At 48.2% G+C, this 18,788-nt stretch carries 20 protein-coding genes and 1 riboswitch; of the genes, 3 read left to right on the forward strand and 17 right to left on the reverse strand.

The window, feature by feature from the left end; all coding sequences use genetic code 11:
* Positions 1-187: 187 nt before the first annotated feature.
* Positions 188-583: a VOC family protein gene (locus AC58P7_RS27555; protein WP_497348733.1), complete on the reverse strand. Its 396-nt coding sequence runs from the start codon at positions 581-583 to the stop codon at positions 188-190.
* Positions 584-585: 2 nt separating this feature from the next.
* Positions 586-1,635: a GGDEF domain-containing protein gene (locus tag AC58P7_RS27560; protein ID WP_497348734.1), complete on the reverse strand. Its 1,050-nt coding sequence runs from the start codon at positions 1,633-1,635 to the stop codon at positions 586-588.
* A gap of 174 nt (positions 1,636-1,809) precedes the next feature.
* On the opposite strand from AC58P7_RS27560, the gene AC58P7_RS27565 reads away from it, so the two are divergent.
* Positions 1,810-2,973, forward strand: a complete 1,164-nt coding sequence (locus AC58P7_RS27565) for an iron-containing alcohol dehydrogenase (protein ID WP_497348736.1) — start codon at positions 1,810-1,812, stop codon at positions 2,971-2,973.
* 95 nt (positions 2,974-3,068) lie between these two features.
* Here AC58P7_RS27565 and AC58P7_RS27570 read toward each other — a convergent pair whose 3' ends face one another.
* The 4 genes from AC58P7_RS27570 to AC58P7_RS27585 all read right to left on the reverse strand — a co-directional run bounded on the left by AC58P7_RS27570 (position 3,069) and on the right by AC58P7_RS27585 (position 7,709).
* On the reverse strand, positions 3,069-5,414 hold the full coding sequence (locus AC58P7_RS27570) for an ATP-dependent DNA helicase (protein WP_497348738.1): 2,346 nt from the start codon (positions 5,412-5,414) through the stop codon (positions 3,069-3,071).
* Between the two features lie 136 nt (positions 5,415-5,550).
* A complete protein-coding gene (locus AC58P7_RS27575) occupies positions 5,551-7,062 on the reverse strand; it encodes a M23 family metallopeptidase (protein ID WP_497348740.1) in 1,512 nt (503 codons plus the stop codon).
* A 128-nt stretch (positions 7,063-7,190) separates the two neighbouring features.
* Positions 7,191-7,418 carry a cold-shock protein gene (locus tag AC58P7_RS27580; protein WP_056622331.1) on the reverse strand — a complete coding sequence of 76 codons (228 nt, stop codon included), beginning with the start codon at positions 7,416-7,418 and terminating at the stop codon, positions 7,191-7,193.
* 90 nt (positions 7,419-7,508) lie between these two features.
* On the reverse strand, positions 7,509-7,709 hold the full coding sequence (locus AC58P7_RS27585) for a cold-shock protein (RefSeq protein WP_090822383.1): 201 nt from the start codon (positions 7,707-7,709) through the stop codon (positions 7,509-7,511).
* Positions 7,710-8,015: 306 nt separating this feature from the next.
* Between AC58P7_RS27585 and AC58P7_RS27590 the strand changes: the two genes are divergently transcribed.
* Positions 8,016-10,178, forward strand: coding sequence for a multicopper oxidase family protein (locus AC58P7_RS27590; protein WP_497348742.1), 2,163 nt, complete (start codon positions 8,016-8,018; stop codon positions 10,176-10,178).
* 129 nt (positions 10,179-10,307) lie between these two features.
* A riboswitch (purine riboswitch) is annotated at positions 10,308-10,407 on the forward strand.
* A gap of 71 nt (positions 10,408-10,478) precedes the next feature.
* Entirely contained in the window at positions 10,479-11,813 is a 1,335-nt protein-coding gene (locus AC58P7_RS27595) for a 5'-deoxyadenosine deaminase (protein WP_497348744.1), read from the forward strand.
* Positions 11,814-12,379: 566 nt separating this feature from the next.
* Here AC58P7_RS27595 and AC58P7_RS27600 read toward each other — a convergent pair.
* The 11 genes from AC58P7_RS27600 to AC58P7_RS27650 all read right to left on the reverse strand — a co-directional run bounded on the left by AC58P7_RS27600 (position 12,380) and on the right by AC58P7_RS27650 (position 18,670).
* Positions 12,380-12,574 carry a hypothetical protein gene (locus AC58P7_RS27600; protein WP_497348746.1) on the reverse strand — a complete coding sequence of 65 codons (195 nt, stop codon included), beginning with the start codon at positions 12,572-12,574 and terminating at the stop codon, positions 12,380-12,382.
* Positions 12,517-12,870 carry an SLC13 family permease gene (locus AC58P7_RS27605; RefSeq protein ID WP_497348795.1) on the reverse strand — a complete coding sequence of 118 codons (354 nt, stop codon included), beginning with the start codon at positions 12,868-12,870 and terminating at the stop codon, positions 12,517-12,519. The genes AC58P7_RS27600 and AC58P7_RS27605 overlap by 58 nt, the downstream gene beginning before the upstream one ends.
* Before the next feature lie 9 nt (positions 12,871-12,879).
* Positions 12,880-13,158 (reverse strand): hypothetical protein, encoded by a 279-nt coding sequence (locus AC58P7_RS27610; protein ID WP_497348747.1) that lies wholly within the window; start codon positions 13,156-13,158, stop codon positions 12,880-12,882.
* Positions 13,159-13,214: 56 nt separating this feature from the next.
* The gene (locus tag AC58P7_RS27615) at positions 13,215-13,565 is read right to left on the reverse strand and encodes a cyclic nucleotide-binding domain-containing protein (RefSeq protein WP_497348749.1); all 351 of its coding nucleotides are present in this window, start codon (positions 13,563-13,565) and stop codon (positions 13,215-13,217) included.
* Entirely contained in the window at positions 13,552-13,695 is a 144-nt protein-coding gene (locus AC58P7_RS27620; RefSeq protein WP_497348751.1) for a hypothetical protein, read from the reverse strand. Before AC58P7_RS27620 ends, AC58P7_RS27615 begins: the two co-directional genes overlap by 14 nt.
* A gap of 193 nt (positions 13,696-13,888) precedes the next feature.
* Positions 13,889-14,089, reverse strand: a complete 201-nt coding sequence (locus AC58P7_RS27625) for a cold-shock protein (RefSeq protein WP_028555213.1) — start codon at positions 14,087-14,089, stop codon at positions 13,889-13,891.
* Positions 14,090-14,258: 169 nt separating this feature from the next.
* Entirely contained in the window at positions 14,259-14,477 is a 219-nt protein-coding gene (locus AC58P7_RS27630) for a helix-turn-helix domain-containing protein (protein WP_497348753.1), read from the reverse strand.
* A gap of 12 nt (positions 14,478-14,489) precedes the next feature.
* Positions 14,490-14,888 (reverse strand): pyrophosphohydrolase domain-containing protein, encoded by a 399-nt coding sequence (locus AC58P7_RS27635; protein ID WP_497348755.1) that lies wholly within the window; start codon positions 14,886-14,888, stop codon positions 14,490-14,492.
* Positions 14,889-14,968: 80 nt separating this feature from the next.
* Complete coding sequence (locus AC58P7_RS27640; RefSeq protein ID WP_497348757.1) at positions 14,969-15,511, reverse strand: C40 family peptidase; 543 nt, start codon at positions 15,509-15,511, stop codon at positions 14,969-14,971.
* Between the two features lie 157 nt (positions 15,512-15,668).
* The gene (locus tag AC58P7_RS27645) at positions 15,669-16,865 is read right to left on the reverse strand and encodes a response regulator (protein WP_497348759.1); all 1,197 of its coding nucleotides are present in this window, start codon (positions 16,863-16,865) and stop codon (positions 15,669-15,671) included.
* Positions 16,866-16,870: 5 nt separating this feature from the next.
* Positions 16,871-18,670 (reverse strand): sensor histidine kinase, encoded by a 1,800-nt coding sequence (locus tag AC58P7_RS27650; protein ID WP_497348761.1) that lies wholly within the window; start codon positions 18,668-18,670, stop codon positions 16,871-16,873.
* Positions 18,671-18,788 lie beyond the last annotated feature (118 nt).

Consider the following 18,788-nt stretch of genomic DNA (forward strand, 5'->3'; position numbering starts at 1 on the left):
CAGGGAAATGTGCGGCGGGCTCCCCAACCGATCTGGGCAAAAGTGAATATTCTTGGTCTGTAGTTGTTTTTCAATCTTACAGCGCTGAGTTTCAGGCGTTGCTTGTATTTCTTGATCCGCAAAAAAGCTCCCTCACGAAAAGCCACATGGCTTCTCACAAAGGAGCTCATTCATAACGTCTAAGTGTCTAAGATTCTGTGGCCACCTGCCACATCACACCGTAAAGATCTCTCACACGTCCGAGCAACGTGCCCCAGAACATGCGTTCAAACGGCATGACGACATCGCCACCAGCTGCTAATCCATCGAAAATCGTACGGGCTTCAACCTCATCCTTGAAGGTGAGGGCCAAATCCATGCCAGTGCCCCGATCATTTGCCTCAGCACCTGCATCTGCCATGAAAAATCGCAGGCCTAGCGCCTGCAGCTCCAAGTGCATCACCAAGTGCTTCTTTGACTCTTCCATACCGGGTAAATCGCCATACGATTGGATGCTCATGATTTCTCCACCAAACACCTTGACGTAAAAATCAGCCTGCTTTCGAGCGTCACTGCTATATATATATGGTGATAATGTTGCCATCGCTAGTGCTCCATCCCTTCTATACGACGCCATAGTAATTGATTTTTGCCATGTGTCTTCGCTTCATATAAGAGTTCATCTGCCTCGGCTACAAGCCCCGACTTTCCTTGTCCTTGTTTACGAAGCGCGGCCCCGAAGCTCATAGTAACTTGAAACGCGTCTTTGCCATGTTCAAAAACTTTCTCTCGCAAACGATCCATAAATGAAAGGAAGAGTTCTGTCACTTTCTGCTGATCGTTTGTGTATAGGATGATCGCAAATTCTTCACCGCCATAGCGGAAGGCTCGACCTTGCGTGCTTGGAATGATGGTATCGAGCATACTGCCGATCTCCCTCAATACAGCATCCCCCGCTTGATGACCATAGCGATCATTGATCTGCTTAAAGTAGTCAATATCTCCCATGATAAGTGCAATCGGTTGCTTCCCTGCAATCGCTTCCCTCATTTGTTCTTGAAAGCTTCGATGATTATATAACCCCGTCAGGTAGTCTTGCTTCGCTAAGTTTTCTAAAATTCCCTTCTCGACAAAATGCTTTCGCTCCCTTGCCACAATGATGCCCTCAACGACACCTATCATGAGCAGGAAAACAAAATTAAATACGTGCCGCGGGAGATCCGCTATAAGAAACCCACCATCCACCAACTCAACCACGAAGGAGTAACCCAGAATAATCATACCCGTTGCCACCATGGCCCCACGGAAGCTCCAATATAACGAAGCGTGCAAAATAACCAAATAGGCAATCGGGAATAGCGGGCTGTGAGTTCCGTCAGTCAGTGAAATAATTGCAAGGAAGGAAAAATAGTCCATAATCACGCCAAACCGCGTCATAAAGCGATAAAAACCAGAAGCTATGGGAGTACGATGCAGTGCGATTTCCGTTAAACCCATATAAGTAACAGCAATGGCAAATAGACTGAAAAATACAGTCAAGTCTTCCGAGGATTTATGGTAATAGTTTAGATACAAATAAGAAGAAGCAACGACAAGGAACCATCGCACACAGCTGTATGCAATTTCTAAGATATGGTCAGACTTTCTAGTCTTCACCAAGCTGCAATCACATCCCTACAAGATGACATTCTTCCTATTCATTCGATAAATAGATATCATATCCTGCTATATGATTAGCGAGCACGCTCGCTGATTTTGTTTTTGTCCACTGGTTACTTTACAATAGTAAGAGGGGGAACATCCCTTAGTTATGTCCAAGGAGGCATGGTCATGAATAATTTCACATTTTATAATCCAACAACTCTACATTTCGGTCAGGGTCAATTAGAAAAACTATCGACCGAAGTACCTAAGTATGGGAAAAATATTTTACTTGTCTATGGCGGAGGCAGCATCAAAGCCAATGGTATTTATGACAAGGTCGTCCACCTGTTGCAGAACCTTGAAGCAACAATCGTTGAACTTAGCGGCGTTGAGCCCAATCCGAGATTAACGACCGTTCACCGCGGTGTTGAATTGTGCCGTAATCACAACATTGACCTCATCCTCGCTGTTGGTGGCGGCAGTGTGATTGACTGCGCCAAAGCGATCGCGGTTGGTGCTAAGTTCGAAGGTGATTTCTGGGATATCGCAACGCGGAAAGCAGTAGCCACAGGTGCACTCCCTTTAGCAACGGTTCTGACGATTGCTGCGACAGGCTCCGAAATGAACGCTGGTTCTGTCATCACGAACTGGGAAACCAAAGATAAACTTGGCTGGGGAAGCCCTTTTGCCTATCCGAAGTTCTCTATCCTCGACCCGGCTCATACGACATCCTTGCCTGAAAACCAAACCGTTTACGGTATGGTCGATATCATGTCTCACGTGTTCGAGCAATATTTCCATCATGGCACGAACTCCCCTGTGCAGGATGGGTTCTGTGAAACGCTCCTGCGTACCGTCATCGAAACAGCACCACTTTTGCTGCAGGATCTGAACAATCTTGAACACCGTGCGACCATTCTATACAGCGGTACGATGGCGCTTAACGGCACGTTAAGCATGGGCATCCGCGGGGATTGGGCAACGCATAATCTGGAGCATGCGGTCTCCGCTGTCCATGATATCCCGCACGGCGGCGGTTTGGCCATTCTCTTCCCGAACTGGATGACCCATAACCTCGATGCCAACGTGGGACGGTTCAAGCAATTCGCGCAGCGCGTCTTCGGTATCGATGCCGCAGGCAAATCCGAAAAGCAAGTTGCCGAGGAAGGCATCGCGGCACTGCGCGCGTTCTTCACCAGCATCGGCGCACCGAGCCGGTTGGCGGATTACAACATCGATGACTCCACCATCGAGCTCATGGCTGATAAAGCCATGATTTACGGCGATTTCGGCAACTTCCAGAAGCTGACTCGCGCAGATGTCGTAAAGATTTATCAAATGTCGCTATAAGGATAGCGAATGTGAAGAGGCGTTGCACATGGGTGCAACGCTTTTTTATGCGCGCGAGGCGTTTGGGCGCTAGAAGGGGCCATCTGCCGCAGGCTCTATTGCTGCACAGGCAGCACCTTATACTCACGCCACTCCTCTGGCAGCAGACGCTGATAGCGCGGCTGCAGGTACCGATCGTCGATCAGCAGCAGCACGCCGCGATCCGTTTCGGAGCGAATCAGCCGCCCGCCAGCCTGCTGCACTTTGTTCATGCCGGGGTAGACATAGGCGTAGTCGTAGCCGTTTTTGCCAGTACGCTCCATATAATCCTTGATTAGGTTGCGTTCCGGTCCCAACTGTGGCAAACCCACACCGACGACGACAACGCCCGTGAGTCGGTCGCCGACGAGATCGATGCCCTCGGAGAAGATACCGCCCATTACGGCAAAGCCCACGAGCGTCTGATCCGCTCCCGCCTGAAAAGCCCCAAGAAAGTGCTCCCGCTCCTCCTCCGTCATTTTCGCCTGCTGAACGAGTACGTTCAGCTCACTACCCTGTTGTCCACTTTCCCCTTCCTGCTCACCGACAAGATCAGTAAAAGCCTCATACACGCTGCTCATATACGCATACGAAGGAAAAAACACCAAATAATTACCCGCTCGCCCTGCGACCAGCTCATAGATAGAACGAGCAATCAGCGTACGACTGTGCTCCCGATCCTGATAACGAGTCGAGAGCGGCTGCACGAAAACCTCCAGCTGCTCTTTCGCAAAGGGCGTCGGCACCGTCACGGAATAATCGCCCTCTCCTGCGCCTAACGTGTCCATGAAATAGTTCAAAGGCGACAGCGTTGCCGAGAAAAATACATGCGCCCGATACCCCTTCCCCATCTGCCGCAGCAGATGCGACGGGTCCAAACAAACGAGCTTTACGCTGACCTCGTTCCGATCATTCACAGCCAGCGTCACATAACGCTCGTCGTACAGCTTGGAAATACGCACGAAATTTTGCGCATGGAAATACGCCTCCAAGAGTGCCGCACTCGTTGCGGTTCCTCCACCTGCCGATCTGGCCAACTCTTTTTCAGCTACTGCAATAAAAGCCTCCACATGAACCAATAACGAATCCGGCAGCGCGGACTCCACCATCATCTCGCGATCCCCTACTTGCTTACGGAGCGCAATAAAATAAGTATTAATCGCCTTCGCCGCGTCGTGAACCTCATTTCGAACACCTTTGAATTCCCGTTGGAGCGCTAGGAAGGCCGATTTGTGCAGCTCACTGGCATACATCTCACGCGCCCTATCCACCAAATTATGCGCCTCATCAATAAGCAGCGTGGTATAGCGCTTCTGTTCCTCGAACAACCTTTTCAAATTCACACGCGGGTCAAAAATATAGTTATAATCACAAATCACCGCATCCGCCGCATAAGCCACATCCAGTGAAAACTCAAACGGACATACCCGATGCTTCCGTGCATACGTCTCAATGACAGAACGCGTCATCACCGTTTCTTGCCTAAGCAGATCCAGCACCGCCTCATTCACCCGATCATAGTACCCATCCGCGAACTCGCAATGCGCTGGCGTGCACCTGACCTCGTCCTTCAAGCACACTTTCTCCTTCGCCGTTAGCGTAACTACCTGCAGCCGCAAGCCTTTGTCCTGCAAAAGGTAAAAAGCTTCTTCCGCCGCGGTACGTGTGATCGTCTTCGCCGTCAAATAAAAAAACCGCTGCAGCAGCCCCTCACCCATCGCTTTTACGGAGGGAAAAAGTGTCGACATCGTCTTCCCAATCCCCGTCGGCGCTTTGGCGAACAGCTTGTGCCCGTCTTGGATGGTTTTGTACACCGCGCCTACCAATTTACGCTGCCCTTCGCGATACTGTGGAAAAGGAAACGGCAACTCTTTGATGCTCTGATTTCTGCGCTGCTCATGCTCATGCTTCACTTGTGCGTAAGGATGATAGCGCCGAATTACCTCGTAGACAAACCCCTCTAGCTCTTCATAAGTAGCTTCCCTTATAAAATGCCGAGTCTCCTCCGTCTCCACCTGTGTATACGTAAGCTGAATCCGCATGTGGCTGAGCCCGCGATCATGGGCCACCATATAGGCGTAGCAGGTCGCCTGTGCCCAATGCACAGGATGTGAGTTTTCTTCAATTTGTGCAATATCGCCTGAAGTCGATTTAATCTCATCCACAGTTAGCGTATCGCCATCGGCTCCAGCAAGAAGCCCATCACAGCGTCCATCTATGACAAATAAAAGCCCTTCATACGCAATCTCCGCAGAGACGTACACCTCATGTTGGTCTGAATCTGCGTATTCCTTTTGCAGCCTTTGATGCGCCTTCGTGCCATCCCTCAGCGACTTGCTCGACCGAAACTCCGAATCAATACTACCACTGCTAAACACATATTCCACAAGCGATCGAACTGACATATTAACAATGGGCAGCATCATGTTTCTCCATCTAAGAACATTTGTTCCTTATTATAGTTTAGTGGTAGCCCCACGACAAGCGCCCCTTCCACCCGAGCCTATAGCTCACGAAAAAGGGACGGCCAGTCTAGGCTGATATCTGACTCAAAAGTCGCTATCCTTTCCCCCACTGAAAAGGGGTTGTATTAAAAAATAAGTCCGGATTAGCCTGAATGTTATGCGCCCAAAAGGTAAAATGCAGATGAGGCCCCGTGGAGAAGCCAGTCGTGCCGACGAGCCCGATAATGTCGCCCTGCTTGACGCGGTCGCCAGCTTTCACGCGCAGCTCGGAGAGATGCGCGTACTGCGAGAACAGCCCCATCCCATGGTCAATATAGATGGAATTGCCGGTTAAGTACAGGGGTTCCGCTAGCGCTACAACCCCATCGTTCGTGGCCTTGATCGGGGTGCCTTCTTTGGCGGCCAGATCAAGGGCCATATGCGAGCTGTCGTATTTCCCGTTCACGTAACGGGTGTACCCATACGGCGTGGTCAAAATCCCCTCGATCGGTTTCACAAACGGTCCACGGAATAAAAACATCGGCTCCGACTTGCTGCGCGCCAGATCAATCTTCTTCTGATCCGCATTGATCCGCGCTGTATCCTGTTTCATGCTTTCCATTTGTTCGGTGACCTTCAAATACTGCGTCTCGAACTTCTTCGCTTTAATGGTCAGCGTCTGATCGCCAATCGGATACGTGCCCGCCTTCACACTCATCGGGATTGGCAAGTACGTGAAGTATCCCGCTTCATAAGGCTGCAGCGTATACGTCTTATTCTGCCAGGTTATGTTCCCCGGCTCCTTGTGGCGCACAAGCACAACATCGCCCGGCGATGCCTGATCCGGTATAAGCTTCCAGCTAGAGCTCATGACCGCTTTAGCCTCCGCTTCATCTATATATAAAGAAGCCTCGGCTTTTAGCTGTGCCAGATGCGCTTTCTCCCCTAGAATGATTGCCTTAGCGTCGTCTGTCATGCCATCTATCCAGGTTTGTCCACCATCCACGGTGAGGAGCAGAGGGTTTTTGCTATCCGTCGTACGAGATAAAAGCACCCAACCAATCTTCTGCGTCACGAACTGTGACTGCTTCACAACATACGTTGTCCCGTTCAAAGTAACGGAAGTCAGGCTCCCTTGGACAGCCGCTCCCACTGTTCCCGAAGCTCCAGTCACCCCTTCTGCTACGGTGCTAGTTGAACTCGCCGGACTTGCACTTGTTGTAGTTCCTGCTACGCCTGCGGCACTTGCTGATCCCACCGTACTGCCTGTCCCCGCTTCCAAGCTGATCAGCTTAGCAATCGATTCGAGCCCCGCCGCTTCGCCGCCAACCTCCACCGGGAGTTCATCTGTACCCGAAGCTTCCTGCCAATGCGCCCCGCCATCCGAGGTTTGAACACTTCCGTCCGCGTATTTCACCCAGCCTCGATCTAGATCGAGCATACGAAACTCCACGGCTACACGGGGTGTAGGCGTTGGTACGGGTGTTGCTGCTAAAATGTCAGGCGCCTTATTGTTCAACGATGTAGATGATTCAAATGGTGATTTACCACTGAGAATCACCGCACTTGCCGCAAGGATGCAAGCGCCGGCCAATAGTGGCCAGTGGCGCCGTTTTCTTGGTCTCACAGACATTTCTACCTCCCTTTGAGGTGACGATGGGTTGTCTTCTTGTTAGACGCCTTCGTCTCTTCCTTCGCTCTTCTCATGGTAACACAAAAAACCCGGAGACATCTATGTCTCCGGGTTTTACTATGCTATATTTGTACGCCCTTTTTGAGCGTCTTCTGATCACTATTCGTGTTATTCACTAATGGAAGTAATTTGACACTTCGAACCATTGTGGACTGACATAAATGACAAGTCGGCACGTGATCGAATGCAAAATTATCTCGCATCCAGCCTTTACAGCCTTCATTTTCACAAGACCATACCGTCACATTTTCTAGAGGCATCTCTTCAAGCGACTTTTTTCTGGAATACATGGATAAACCTCCTTAGAGTACTGAGCGTCAGCTTGCTTAAAATTGAAAAAGACTGCCATTACTTAAGTAAAGGCAGTCTCTTTAATTATATTACAGTTTTACAACGTTTTCAGCTTGTGGACCGCGGTTGCCTTGAACTACGCTGAACTCAACGTGTTGGCCTTCGTCCAAAGTTTTGAAGCCTTCGCCTTGGATTGCGGAGAAGTGAACGAATACATCGTTGCCGCCTTCAACTTCGATGAAACCGAAACCTTTTTCTGCGTTAAACCATTTTACTGTACCAGTAGCCATTGTGAAATACCTCCAAAAATTATTAACATGTTTTTTATTCTTCAAAGAGAAAAAATTCACACATTGTAAAAGGTTCACTAACAAAAATGAAAACCCTTTAAAATATGTGAATTCAGGTTCTATTTGTCGATTAAATTTATCATAACACACCCCTTATGAAAACGCAAACTATTTCCAGAGTTTGCAAGTATAAAATAAAAATAAAAGCACCCCAACTTTAGTCTAGGTTACGACTTAGTCTCCAGACGGTTTGATACAGAGTAGGGGATCTATACTTGAAGTACTGAGTTTAGGAGGGTTTTGATCATGTATAACGTAAGTATTCAAACGATTTTAGCCGTAAGTGTGTTATTCGTCATATTTACATGGATCGGCGGCGTCAAAGCGTCCCGATTATTGTATAGCGGGAGCTTAGAGAAGCTTCACCGCAAAACGCGCAAGATGCTATTCTGGGCGTGGTTTCCCGCCATACCCGCAGCTGCCATTGTAGCTGCCATCGCCTGGCTGCAGATGAACATGGATCCGATTTTTTGGAGGGACCGCGTGTACTTGCAGGCGCCGCTGGTCATTATTCCTCTTTTGACCGTATGGTTCGTGGCCGTTCCTAAATTACTGAAGATTCGCTCCTTAACGAATCAAAGATTAGCCGAGAGTGGCACCACAATCGAGCCCCCGATGTTCCAAAGAGCTGCTAGTCCCGGCCTCATTTTCCCTTATCAATTAACCGCCCTTAGCGCAGTAGCTGCACTTTATTTCACATTCGTTCCGCCTGTTCCTTTCCAATGGTTAGAGATATCTATTCCGCTTGCAGTGCTTGTATTTCTTGCAGTGGGACTTTGGTGGAGACATCAGCTTCGCTCCAAGCAAGTAAGTAAAGTGGAGAGCTATCAAGCACCACGTCTATGGACGCGCATCGGCACGATGACAGGTGTTCTCGTTGTGATCGCAGGTATTGGATTCTATTTAATTACGTTCGCAATGGACAAAAGTGTACTCCCCACCGAGATTGATATGGCAAGCGGAACACATGATTACGGTGGCGGTGCTGCTGGTGAGCATGCCAGTCATGACATGACCGCGATGTCCACTATGCCAGGTATGGTATCTGTCGCCGATCTTACGGGTCCGAAAGAGGGGACGCCGGATCGGCGTTTTACACTCGTAGCACAGAAAAAAACAGTCTCACTCAGCTCTGGCAAAACCGTGGATGCTTGGAGCTATAATGGTCAGATTCCGGGGCCTGAGCTTCGTATAAAAGAAGGGGAACTCGTTGAAGTCACTTTAACGAACCAAGATATTGATGAGGGCGTTACGGCCCATTGGCACGGTCTGGATGTACCGAATGCCGAGGATGGGGTTGCTGGCGCCACGCAAAATGCGGTTATGCCGGGCGAAACCTATACGTACCGTTTCCGGACTGAGCAGGTGGGCAGCTTCTGGTACCATTCGCATCAGGATTCACAAGAAGCGGTAAGCAAAGGACTCTTCGGGGCACTAATCGTAGAACCGAAGGATGCTTCCCAAGCTAGCACCACAACTGAAATAAGTACAATTACTAGTTCAAGTACGGCTGGCACTACAACAACATCTGCACCGCCGTTGAAAGATATCACCGTTTTGACTCATCGTTGGAAAGACGCATTCGCAATTGGTGCAAATGATGAATTAGATCGTCAAACCGTCGCGCCTGGGACACCTGTTCGCATGCGACTCATCAACACAGATGACTGGGTCGATCAAACGTACACATTAGTGGGTACTCATTTTGAAGTAGCTGCTATCGATGGAACGGACCTAAATAAGCCGGATATCCTAACGAATACACGTGTTATCGTGCCAACTGGCGGCCGTTATGATCTTACTTTCATCATGCCGGAGCATCCTGTTTATTTAAATGTAGGAGGTAATAAAAAGGGAGGTATTCTTTTGTCCTCTGACGGCCAAGGGAACATCCCTGATATGCCGCCAACCGTGGCTTTCGATCCCCTTGTGTATGGAAGCCCTAAGACAACGCCTTTTGATGCGAATAGCCGATTCGATCGAGATTTTACACTTATTTTAGATAATAAATTAGGCTTCTATAATCGAAATTTCGATTTCCTCTATACATTGAATGGAAAAGTGTTCCCGGATGCGCCGATGTTTATGGTAAAGGAAGGGGATGTGGTCAAAACGACGTTCATTAATCGCGGTAATGTGGAGCACCCGATGCATTTGCATGGTCATCACGTTCTTGTTCTTTCACGGAACGGAAAGCCTTCCACAGGCAGTCCATGGTGGTCGGATACGCTAGATGTTCAGCCTGGTGAAACATATGAGGTCGCTTTCGTTGCTAATAATCCTGGTTTATGGATGGATCATTGCCACAACCTCGTGCATGCTGCTGCTGGAATGTCGATGCATCTGATGTACGAAGGTGTGACAACGCCATTTTCAGTGGGTAGTGGTACGTTGAATCATCCTGAGTGAGGGTATTCACGAATTCGCCATGAATGAAAACCGTTTTTTCAAAAAAGAGGGAGGGGATGTCATGTTAACTTACATACAGTTGACAAAATAGACTTCCGCGGTTTACTCTATAAGAAAAGCAGGCACGACATAATTGCATATGACTTCTTTCGTATAACCTTAATAATTGGATTAAGGGTCTCTACTTAGAAACCGTAAATTTCTAGCTACGAAAAATGTGCGCTGACAGGCATATTTTTCATGGCTAGTTTTTTTATGCCTACATGTTCATATATTAGGGAAGTAGGAGGTTTTCGAACGATGACAACGATATTAATTAAAGATGCACAGATCGTGACCATGAACCGAGGCGGAGACATTATAACTGGGGATATATGGATCGAAAATGACCGCATTACCGCGATCGGACCCGATTTGGACCCTACACATGCAGATAAAATCATTAACGCTAAGAATCGCACTGTCATTCCTGGCTTTATTCAAACGCATATTCACCTATGTCAAACGCTGTTCCGGGGTAAAGGGGACGATCTGGAACTCATGGATTGGTTGAAAAAGCGGATCTGGCCGCTTGAAGCCTCTCATGATGAGGAGTCGATCTACTACTCGGCGATGCTCGGGATTGGTGAACTGATCCAAAGCGGAACCACAACGATCGTGGATATGGAGACGGTGCATCACACCGATTTTGCTTTTCAGGCCATTGCCGAGAGCGGCATTCGAGCCTTATCTGGTAAGGTGATGATGGACAAAGGGGACGAGGTTCCTTTCGCCTTGCAGGAAAATACGACGGACTCCCTTCAACAAAGCGTTGATTTGCTGGAAAAATGGAATGGCCATGACGACGGACGTATCCAATACGCGTTTTCCCCGCGTTTCGTCATCTCTTGTACGGAAGAGCTTCTGCGTGAGGTTCGAAATTTGTCGGAACAGTACAAAGTGAAAGTACACACGCATGCGTCCGAAAATCGCGGAGAAATCGAGATCGTTCAAGCAGAAACGGGCATGCGCAACGTCGTCTACCTCGATCATCTCGGATTAGCCAATGAACGACTGATCCTCGCGCACTGCATCTGGCTCGATGATGAGGAGAAACGCATCATTCACGAGCGTGGCGTGCATGTTAGTCACTGCCCGGGCTCCAACCTGAAGCTGGCTTCAGGGATCGCAGAGACCCCAGAGATGCTGAAGCTGGACATCTCTGTCAGCTTAGGAGCGGATGGCGCGCCGTGCAACAACAATCTCGATATGTTCAACGAGATGCGGCTCGCTGCGCTCATCCAGAAGCCCATCCACGGACCGACTGCAATGAACGCGCAGACGGTCTTCCGCATGGCGACCATCGGCGGCGCTCGCGCGGTCGGGATGGCCGATGAGATCGGTTCGCTCGAAGTCGGCAAGAAGGCCGACTTAGCGATCCTCGATCTCAACAACTTCCACACGTATCCGTCCTACGACGTGGATCCGATCTCGCGCATCGTCTACTCGGCGACGCGCGCTGATGTGGAGACGACCATCATCAATGGTCGGATCGTCATGGAAAACCGCATTCTGCGGACGGTTGATAAGGACATCGTCCTGCCGGAAGCGAACCGCTCGATTCAGCGGTTACTGAAGAGGGCTAATCTGCGCTAGTGTCCACCCAAGCGCAGCTCAAACAAGAAAAGGCTGTCCTATAAAGTTAGACTGCACCTCCAATTGTTAGTTGTGTCTAACCATTGAGGTGCAGTTCAACTTCAGGATAGCCTTTTAGTTCACCTATTACAGGGGAGCACCTTCCAATATTTTGATTACATGGTCATGACAAAGCACCGAAAGGGAACGTAGATACACTATTTCGCAGAAATCGGTCAGAATTGTCTCCAAAGGGAACCTGAGTGCGCTATTTGTTCGATTTTCGGCGTTTATGGCGTTTTTAGGCCAAATAAGGCACTGTAGTTCCCTTCCGATGTTCATTTCGCCCATTTAGCCGCAAATAGCGCATTCTCGTTCCCTCGTAGGCGACCTCCGGGACAGCCGCTTATTTTCTTATTAAGAAGCTACGGAATAAGCCCTAACCGCTCGTATTGCTCTTGCTGTGCATCCACATGACACATGCCTTCTAATAGCAAACGAATCATATAAGCCTCACGCTCAGCATTTTCTCCAGGTTGCTGCTGTTCATGATCATTTTGTGCTATCGTACAGTGTGTTCTTCATCACTAGCCGATCAGACCCAACCATTTCCAATAAGGTACACACAGAAGAGCAAGCAGTAAGACGGCTAATCCGTAAGCAAATGCAACCTTCTGGCGTTGTCGATGGCTGAACGCTTTTCCTTCCGAGCTATAGTAAGCCGTCAGATATGTCGGCGATTGATATGCGAAGAAGAACGGATCCGTAGATAATAGTACCACGAATACGAGTATCCATGGGTGCACGCTGCTTGGTCAGCAAGCGGCAACAGTGCCGTGACCAACAGGATAACCGCCGGATCATCCCTGACGATCAATGTGACGATGAACGAGAGCACGATTACTGCTGCCAGGAAGAAGAACGGCGACGTCACCAATATCCCCATGTGCTGACCAAGGAACGAAGACAGCGCTTCGACAAGCCCAAGCTCATTAGCCGCAGCCGAGAAGCTGAAGGTTACGCCAAGAAACAGAAGGAACGTCCAGTCGATGCCGGTTGAAATCGTTTTGCGATCCAGTACGCCGCCTCAACGATAGACAAGCCCGCTTCGGGCAGCGCGTTCCGCACAGTAGCGGACATGGGCCCACAGGACCGCGTAGCGCGCGACAAGCAGCTCATCCGGGCAGCGCTGAAGCGCATGACCGATCGCCTGTTGCTGCCGCTCTGATTCGGCTAGAGCAGCTTCTGCTGCATTCGCTTCTCCTGCGGCTATGCTCGCCACATCCAATGCCTGCTCCCATTCCTTTCGTGCAGCATAGATCTCAACCATCGCTGCCCTGTTCTCTTCAGCTCGGTAGAAAGCCAAAGCTTGATCCGCCCACAGCTGCTGCTGGCTCTGGCCATACCGCTGTGGCAGGATGTCTAGCATGACGCGTGTAATTTCGGCGCGCATCTGAACGATCTTTGCCTCTGGATCCCACTGAATAAATCTGCCCAGCGAAGGATAAATCGATTCTGCCTCCTCCACGACAACAATCGAATGAAATAGGAAGAGATCTGCGGCTGCTCTAGGACCAACCGATCAAAGGTTTCTCGATCAATATAGTAGAGAACGCTATCTACAGCCACTACAGCCGTTGCCGATCTAGGCTCGTTCGCTAATAGCGCCATTTCGCCCAATGCATCGCCTTCTTGTAAGATCGCTAGCGACTGACGCACGCCCTCCCCTGTCTGAGAGAACAGTTCAATCCTGCCATTCTCAATCACATACATTTTCGCCAGGATCGCCCTGCTCGAACAGTGTGTCTCCTGCCCGCCGCTTCAACTTCTCTAATTTCCCCAAAAGCTTAGCCAGCTCTATGTTGGAGAAGTCCTTAAACATCTCCATATTTTTAATCGCCACGAATCCTCTACTCTCCTTGCGCGATATGTATGTAGCACTACCGAAACTATCGACTCCAAGAATAATGTACGCTTGATATGACAAATTTTGTCTATATAATTTACTCACACTCTTCCTCTAACGCAAAAAAAGAAAGACCCTTAACTAAAAGTTAAGGGCCTTTCTGGAGAATGCTATATTTGCAAGCTGAAGCTTACAGTTTTACAACGTTCTCAGCTTGTGGTCCGCGGTTGCCTTGAACTACGTTGAACTCAACGCGTTGGCCTTCGTCCAAAGATTTGAAACCTTCGCCAGTGATTGCGGAGAAATGTACGAATACATCGTTTCCACCTTCAACTTCGATAAATCCAAATCCTTTTTCTGCGTTAAACCATTTAACTGTTCCTACTGCCATGGGTAATACCTCCAAAGTTTTATTAACATGTCTTTTTTCTTGTTTCGAACAAAAAAATTACACATTGGAAAAGGTTTCATTTACTTAAATGATAACCCTTTGCAATACGCAATTCAGGTTTTCCCTTTAAGACTATTAATACTGTACCACACAATATTAGGTATTGCAATTATAGCTGAGAGGGATTTATTGCTAAAGCTACGAAGGATTCTCTGTCGTCAATTCGAAGTGCCACAGCTAGTGCTAATGCGACATCTTTCGACGGGAGGATTCGACCGTTTTCGATGGAATTCAAGATGGAGTAAGAGATCCCCGCCTTCTCGCCGAGCTTACGAAGTGTTAGATTTTGCTGTTGCCGCAGCTCTTTGAGCCGGATATGGAAGGCCATGATCGCCTCACCTCAACTTTCCATATTTTTTTGTCTATGAATTTCAGTTCTAATTTTGTCGAATGGGTCTTCCCAGGCTGGCGGCTTGATGGTTTTACCCATTTCATTCTTGTGAACCTTGCCATCCGGCCAAACCTTAGACATGTTCGCGTGTTGAACGATATCGAAGATCGGTCCAGGTTCCACACCCATTTCAACAAGTGTCCCTAGTACAAAATACAATTCATCAATCATCGCATCGACTTCATCCTCTAAGGTCGCTGCTTCCTCAAACTCGTTCAACTCTTCTTGCATCCACGCCAGACGCGCGGCTTTACGCTGAGCAGATAGGCGCTGTGGTGATGCGCCCACCGGATGCTCAAACGTTTCATGAAACTTCTTCACAGCTTCAAACGCTAGCTTTAATGTCATTTTATTTTAGCTCCCTTAACATGGTTTTTAGTTTTCTACTATATACCATTTAGAGAGAGGTGTGGTCAATATCAGCTCTTCTATTTAAAATGACGCCCCATAATAAAACGGTCTTTCCAATAGCCTGAGTTCATATCACGTACAACGACGCCAGAGCTGGTTGTATTGCTAATAAACTGCCCATTTCCGATATAAATGCCGACATGGTTAATACGTCCCGGTGTTGTTGTACTGAACATCACTAGATCGCCTCTACTTAGGCTTGTCTTCTTGGAAACCAGCGTTCCTAGTTTCGCTTGAGCTTTAGAGCCCCACGGAATCGTAATACCGTTCTTGCTAAAAACAAGCTGCGTAAATGCGGAGCAGTCTAAGATGAGACGGTTCGTGTCTCGCGTGCCGAAACGATACTTCACCTTACCGATATACGAGTTCGCTGTTCGCAGAATGCTATTTACGCGGGAAGTGCTCAGGGACGTCGCAGCGGCGCTCGCTTCAATTGTGGTAGCAGAGGCTGCATAAGTCGATTGCGGATGCACCAAAGCCGTTCCAGCAACCAACAAGGAAAGACTAAGGCTAATACCTGCGATGGATTGTGTAAGGCGGTTCTTTTTCATAACTATCATGATTGATTTCCTCCTTTGGAATTAAATATGAGTTTGTTTGACCTGCTACTACCATAGCACATGCCAAATGCCCTAATATTTAACAACGAAGGAGGAAAGTCGCATCAGATCTTAATTTATCGACTATTCTGAGAATTGTATGAGAATTCCATGAGAATCAATCTCTTGACAGTAATGAATCCGCTTTATCGCCTGTATGCTCCTGACGGAACTCCGATGGTGTAACCCCATATTTCTTCTTGAACACCTGGGAAAAGTGCCTCATATCTTGGTAGCCAATGCGTTCAGCCACATCCGCCAGCTTCATTTTCGGATTCATCAGCAGCTGCTTCGCCTGCTCTAGGCGCAGGTTAATGACGAACTCCTTGAATCCCTGACCGGTCTTTTGCTTGAACAGCTGGCTGAAATAGACAGGGTTCAAATACACAATGGACGCCACTTTCTCCAGCGAAAGATCGTCATGATAATGGGTGCGCATATATTGGAGAGCAACCTCAACAGAACGATCACTGCCGCTGGCGTGATGCTCATAGACCTGTGTCGTTGAGGCCTGCCGCATCCGCTGAACCTCCGCAGGTACGGATTGGAATTGCTCAATCCGTTCTGTGCTCATGATTTGGAAGGGTACCTTCAAATATTTAATAAGATGGCTGCGAAGTTCTTCAACGAGATGGGCTATGCTTGTTCCTTCGGGCGGCGTGACGAGCCCTAACAGGCTCTTGCTGTCGTGAACCGTCACGAAGCCCTTGCCGAATCGTTCGATCAGCTCTAGCAAGACGTTTTCGATAATGAAATTTTCGAGAAAGACCGCTTTGTCGGTCTCCATTTTGACCATGATTAAGTAAAAATACGGATGTTGCTCCACGAAAGGTCCCATATCAATACGTCCGGTATCCATACCCTGCACCCAACGTTGGAAAACAGCTTCCTGCAAAAATTTCCGATTCGTCTTGAGCAGCTCCGCTTCCTCAATCAGCTCTGTGTCATGGGCGATTTCCTCGCTCAGTTTCCGAATCATTTCGCTCAGCACTTCTTTGCCGATCGGTTTGAGCAAATAATCCTTCGCCCCAAGGCGAACAGCCTCTTGCGCATAAGAAAACTCCGAATAAGCAGAGATAACGACCCACTTCACGTGCGGGTGGCGACTCCGCGACATATTCATCAGCTCTAGACCGGTCATCCCTGGCATTAAAATGTCCGTTAGTACGATATGAATGGTATGGCTGCGCAGTAGTGCAATCGCTTGCTCTGCATTTGAAGCCAAGTAAATTGTATATTCAGGGAACCGGTTCTGAAGCGTACGTTGAATGCCTTGCAGAATAATCGTTTCGTCATCAACGATAAGAATATCCATGATTGTTATACCCCCTTACGTGGAAGCGGCATCGCAATGATAACCGTAGTTCCTACCTCTTGTTTACTCTGTATTCGAAGTCCGTAAGTCTCTCCGAACATTAAAGCAATTCGTCGATGAACATTGGTCAGACCGATGCCTCGTCGTGTCATCTTGCTACCTTCAATAAAAGGCAAATCGTCCGTCTTATTGGCCTCTTTATAGGTATAAGGATCACCTATCATACGTGCATCCCCTTCAAGTCTTTCCTGCATCTGGCGAAGAAGGCTTTCCTCAATCCCCACACCATTATCGGAAACAACGATATGCAGCTCCTGCTCATGCACCTGCGTGAACACGCGAAGCACGCCAAGCTCTCGCAGCGGCTCTAGCCCATACTTAACCGCATTCTCGATGATGGGTTGCAAGGTCATTTTCGGCAGAATAACGTCCAACCACTCCGGTTCAATATGGATCTCCGTACGTACCCTGCCCTCCAAACGGTTCTCGATAATCGTCATATAATGGCGCATCTGATCTAGTTCTTGCTGCAGCGTCGTTTTCGATGCTTCCTGCCAGTCACTGCTGTATCTAAACATATGAGACAAGGCCAGAATAACTCTACCTAATCGATCATTCTCGCGTTCGTCTAGCATCCAATAGATCATATCCAAGGTGTTATAAAGGAAATGAGGGTTCACCTGAGACTGCAGCGCCTGCAATTCGGCATTTTTCTCACTCATGGAGGCCAACGTAATCCGTTCGATCAGCTCATCCATCCGATTCACCATGCGATTAAAGGAGGATACGAGGGAGTTAATTTCCTCAAATGATTTGACGGTTACTGAGCCTTTAAAATTCCCCATTTCCACCTGCTTCATCTCACGAATTAGCAGCTTCAGCGGAGAGGCAATATTCTGCGAAATCAGACTCGCCAAGGCCGTTGACAGGATGATGAGAACCACAATAACAACGTATAAGTACTCCCTCGTTTTCACAACTTCGGCATTGATATCACCTTTTGGTGTTAAGCCAAAAACCGTCCAATCCGACATTTTCGCTTTCGCGGCCACAATCAACTGATCCGTCCGATCATCAATAATAACCTCACTTGTTCGCGGGCGAGGTAAGCCAGTGAAAGATGGAGAGTTCTTCTTATCTTCTGCCGTCGTTGCAATCATTCGGTTCTCTTGATCAACAATGTATACGCGGCTATTGGGACTAATCGTTACGTTCGATAAGGCTGCGAGAATCGGTTGTGGATTGGTTTCGATCAGCATGACACCAATCACGCGATGGTCAGTAAGGTCAAAGAGTTTCCTTCCAAAAACAAAGAGAGGATTTCGTTGAAACTGATTGATCATCGACCCTTGCACCAGCCCCAACCAGACCATTTCCCCGGAGGAATCCTGCAGCTTCTGATACCAGTCCGCAGAGGCATAATTGGTATCAATGACGCTATCGAAGCCGCGCTCATAATTGTAGTTTTTACCTGCATTCGTTATGACATGAATCCCGATAATATCATCACGCGAATAGTAGATCGCTCCCAAAATATTCGTAATCGTACGTTCATTTAAAATGTTAGCTGTCATATCGGTATTGAAGTCGCGATCTTCAATTAACCGGAGCATCTCATAGTTACTATTTAATGATTTCGTTATACTATCATAACCTTGTAACAGCAAATCAAATAAACCAACGGTTTGTGAAATATTTTTTTGCGCCAGATCGTTAATTTTACTATGTATAATTTGGGTGGTCTTCTGATAATACAAGACACTGACAAGCAGTACGAGCACGAGCATAGACGTAATAAATAGCATGAATAGCCGATTATGAATGGAATTAAGGCCCCGTCTCACGCGATTTGTCATCCCCTTTCGTTACATAGTATTCGCTATTTTACCATAGCTGCCCACAAACAGAAAAAAGAGAGGGGTG

It is taken from the genome of Paenibacillus sp. J22FR5 (assembly GCF_059691975.1).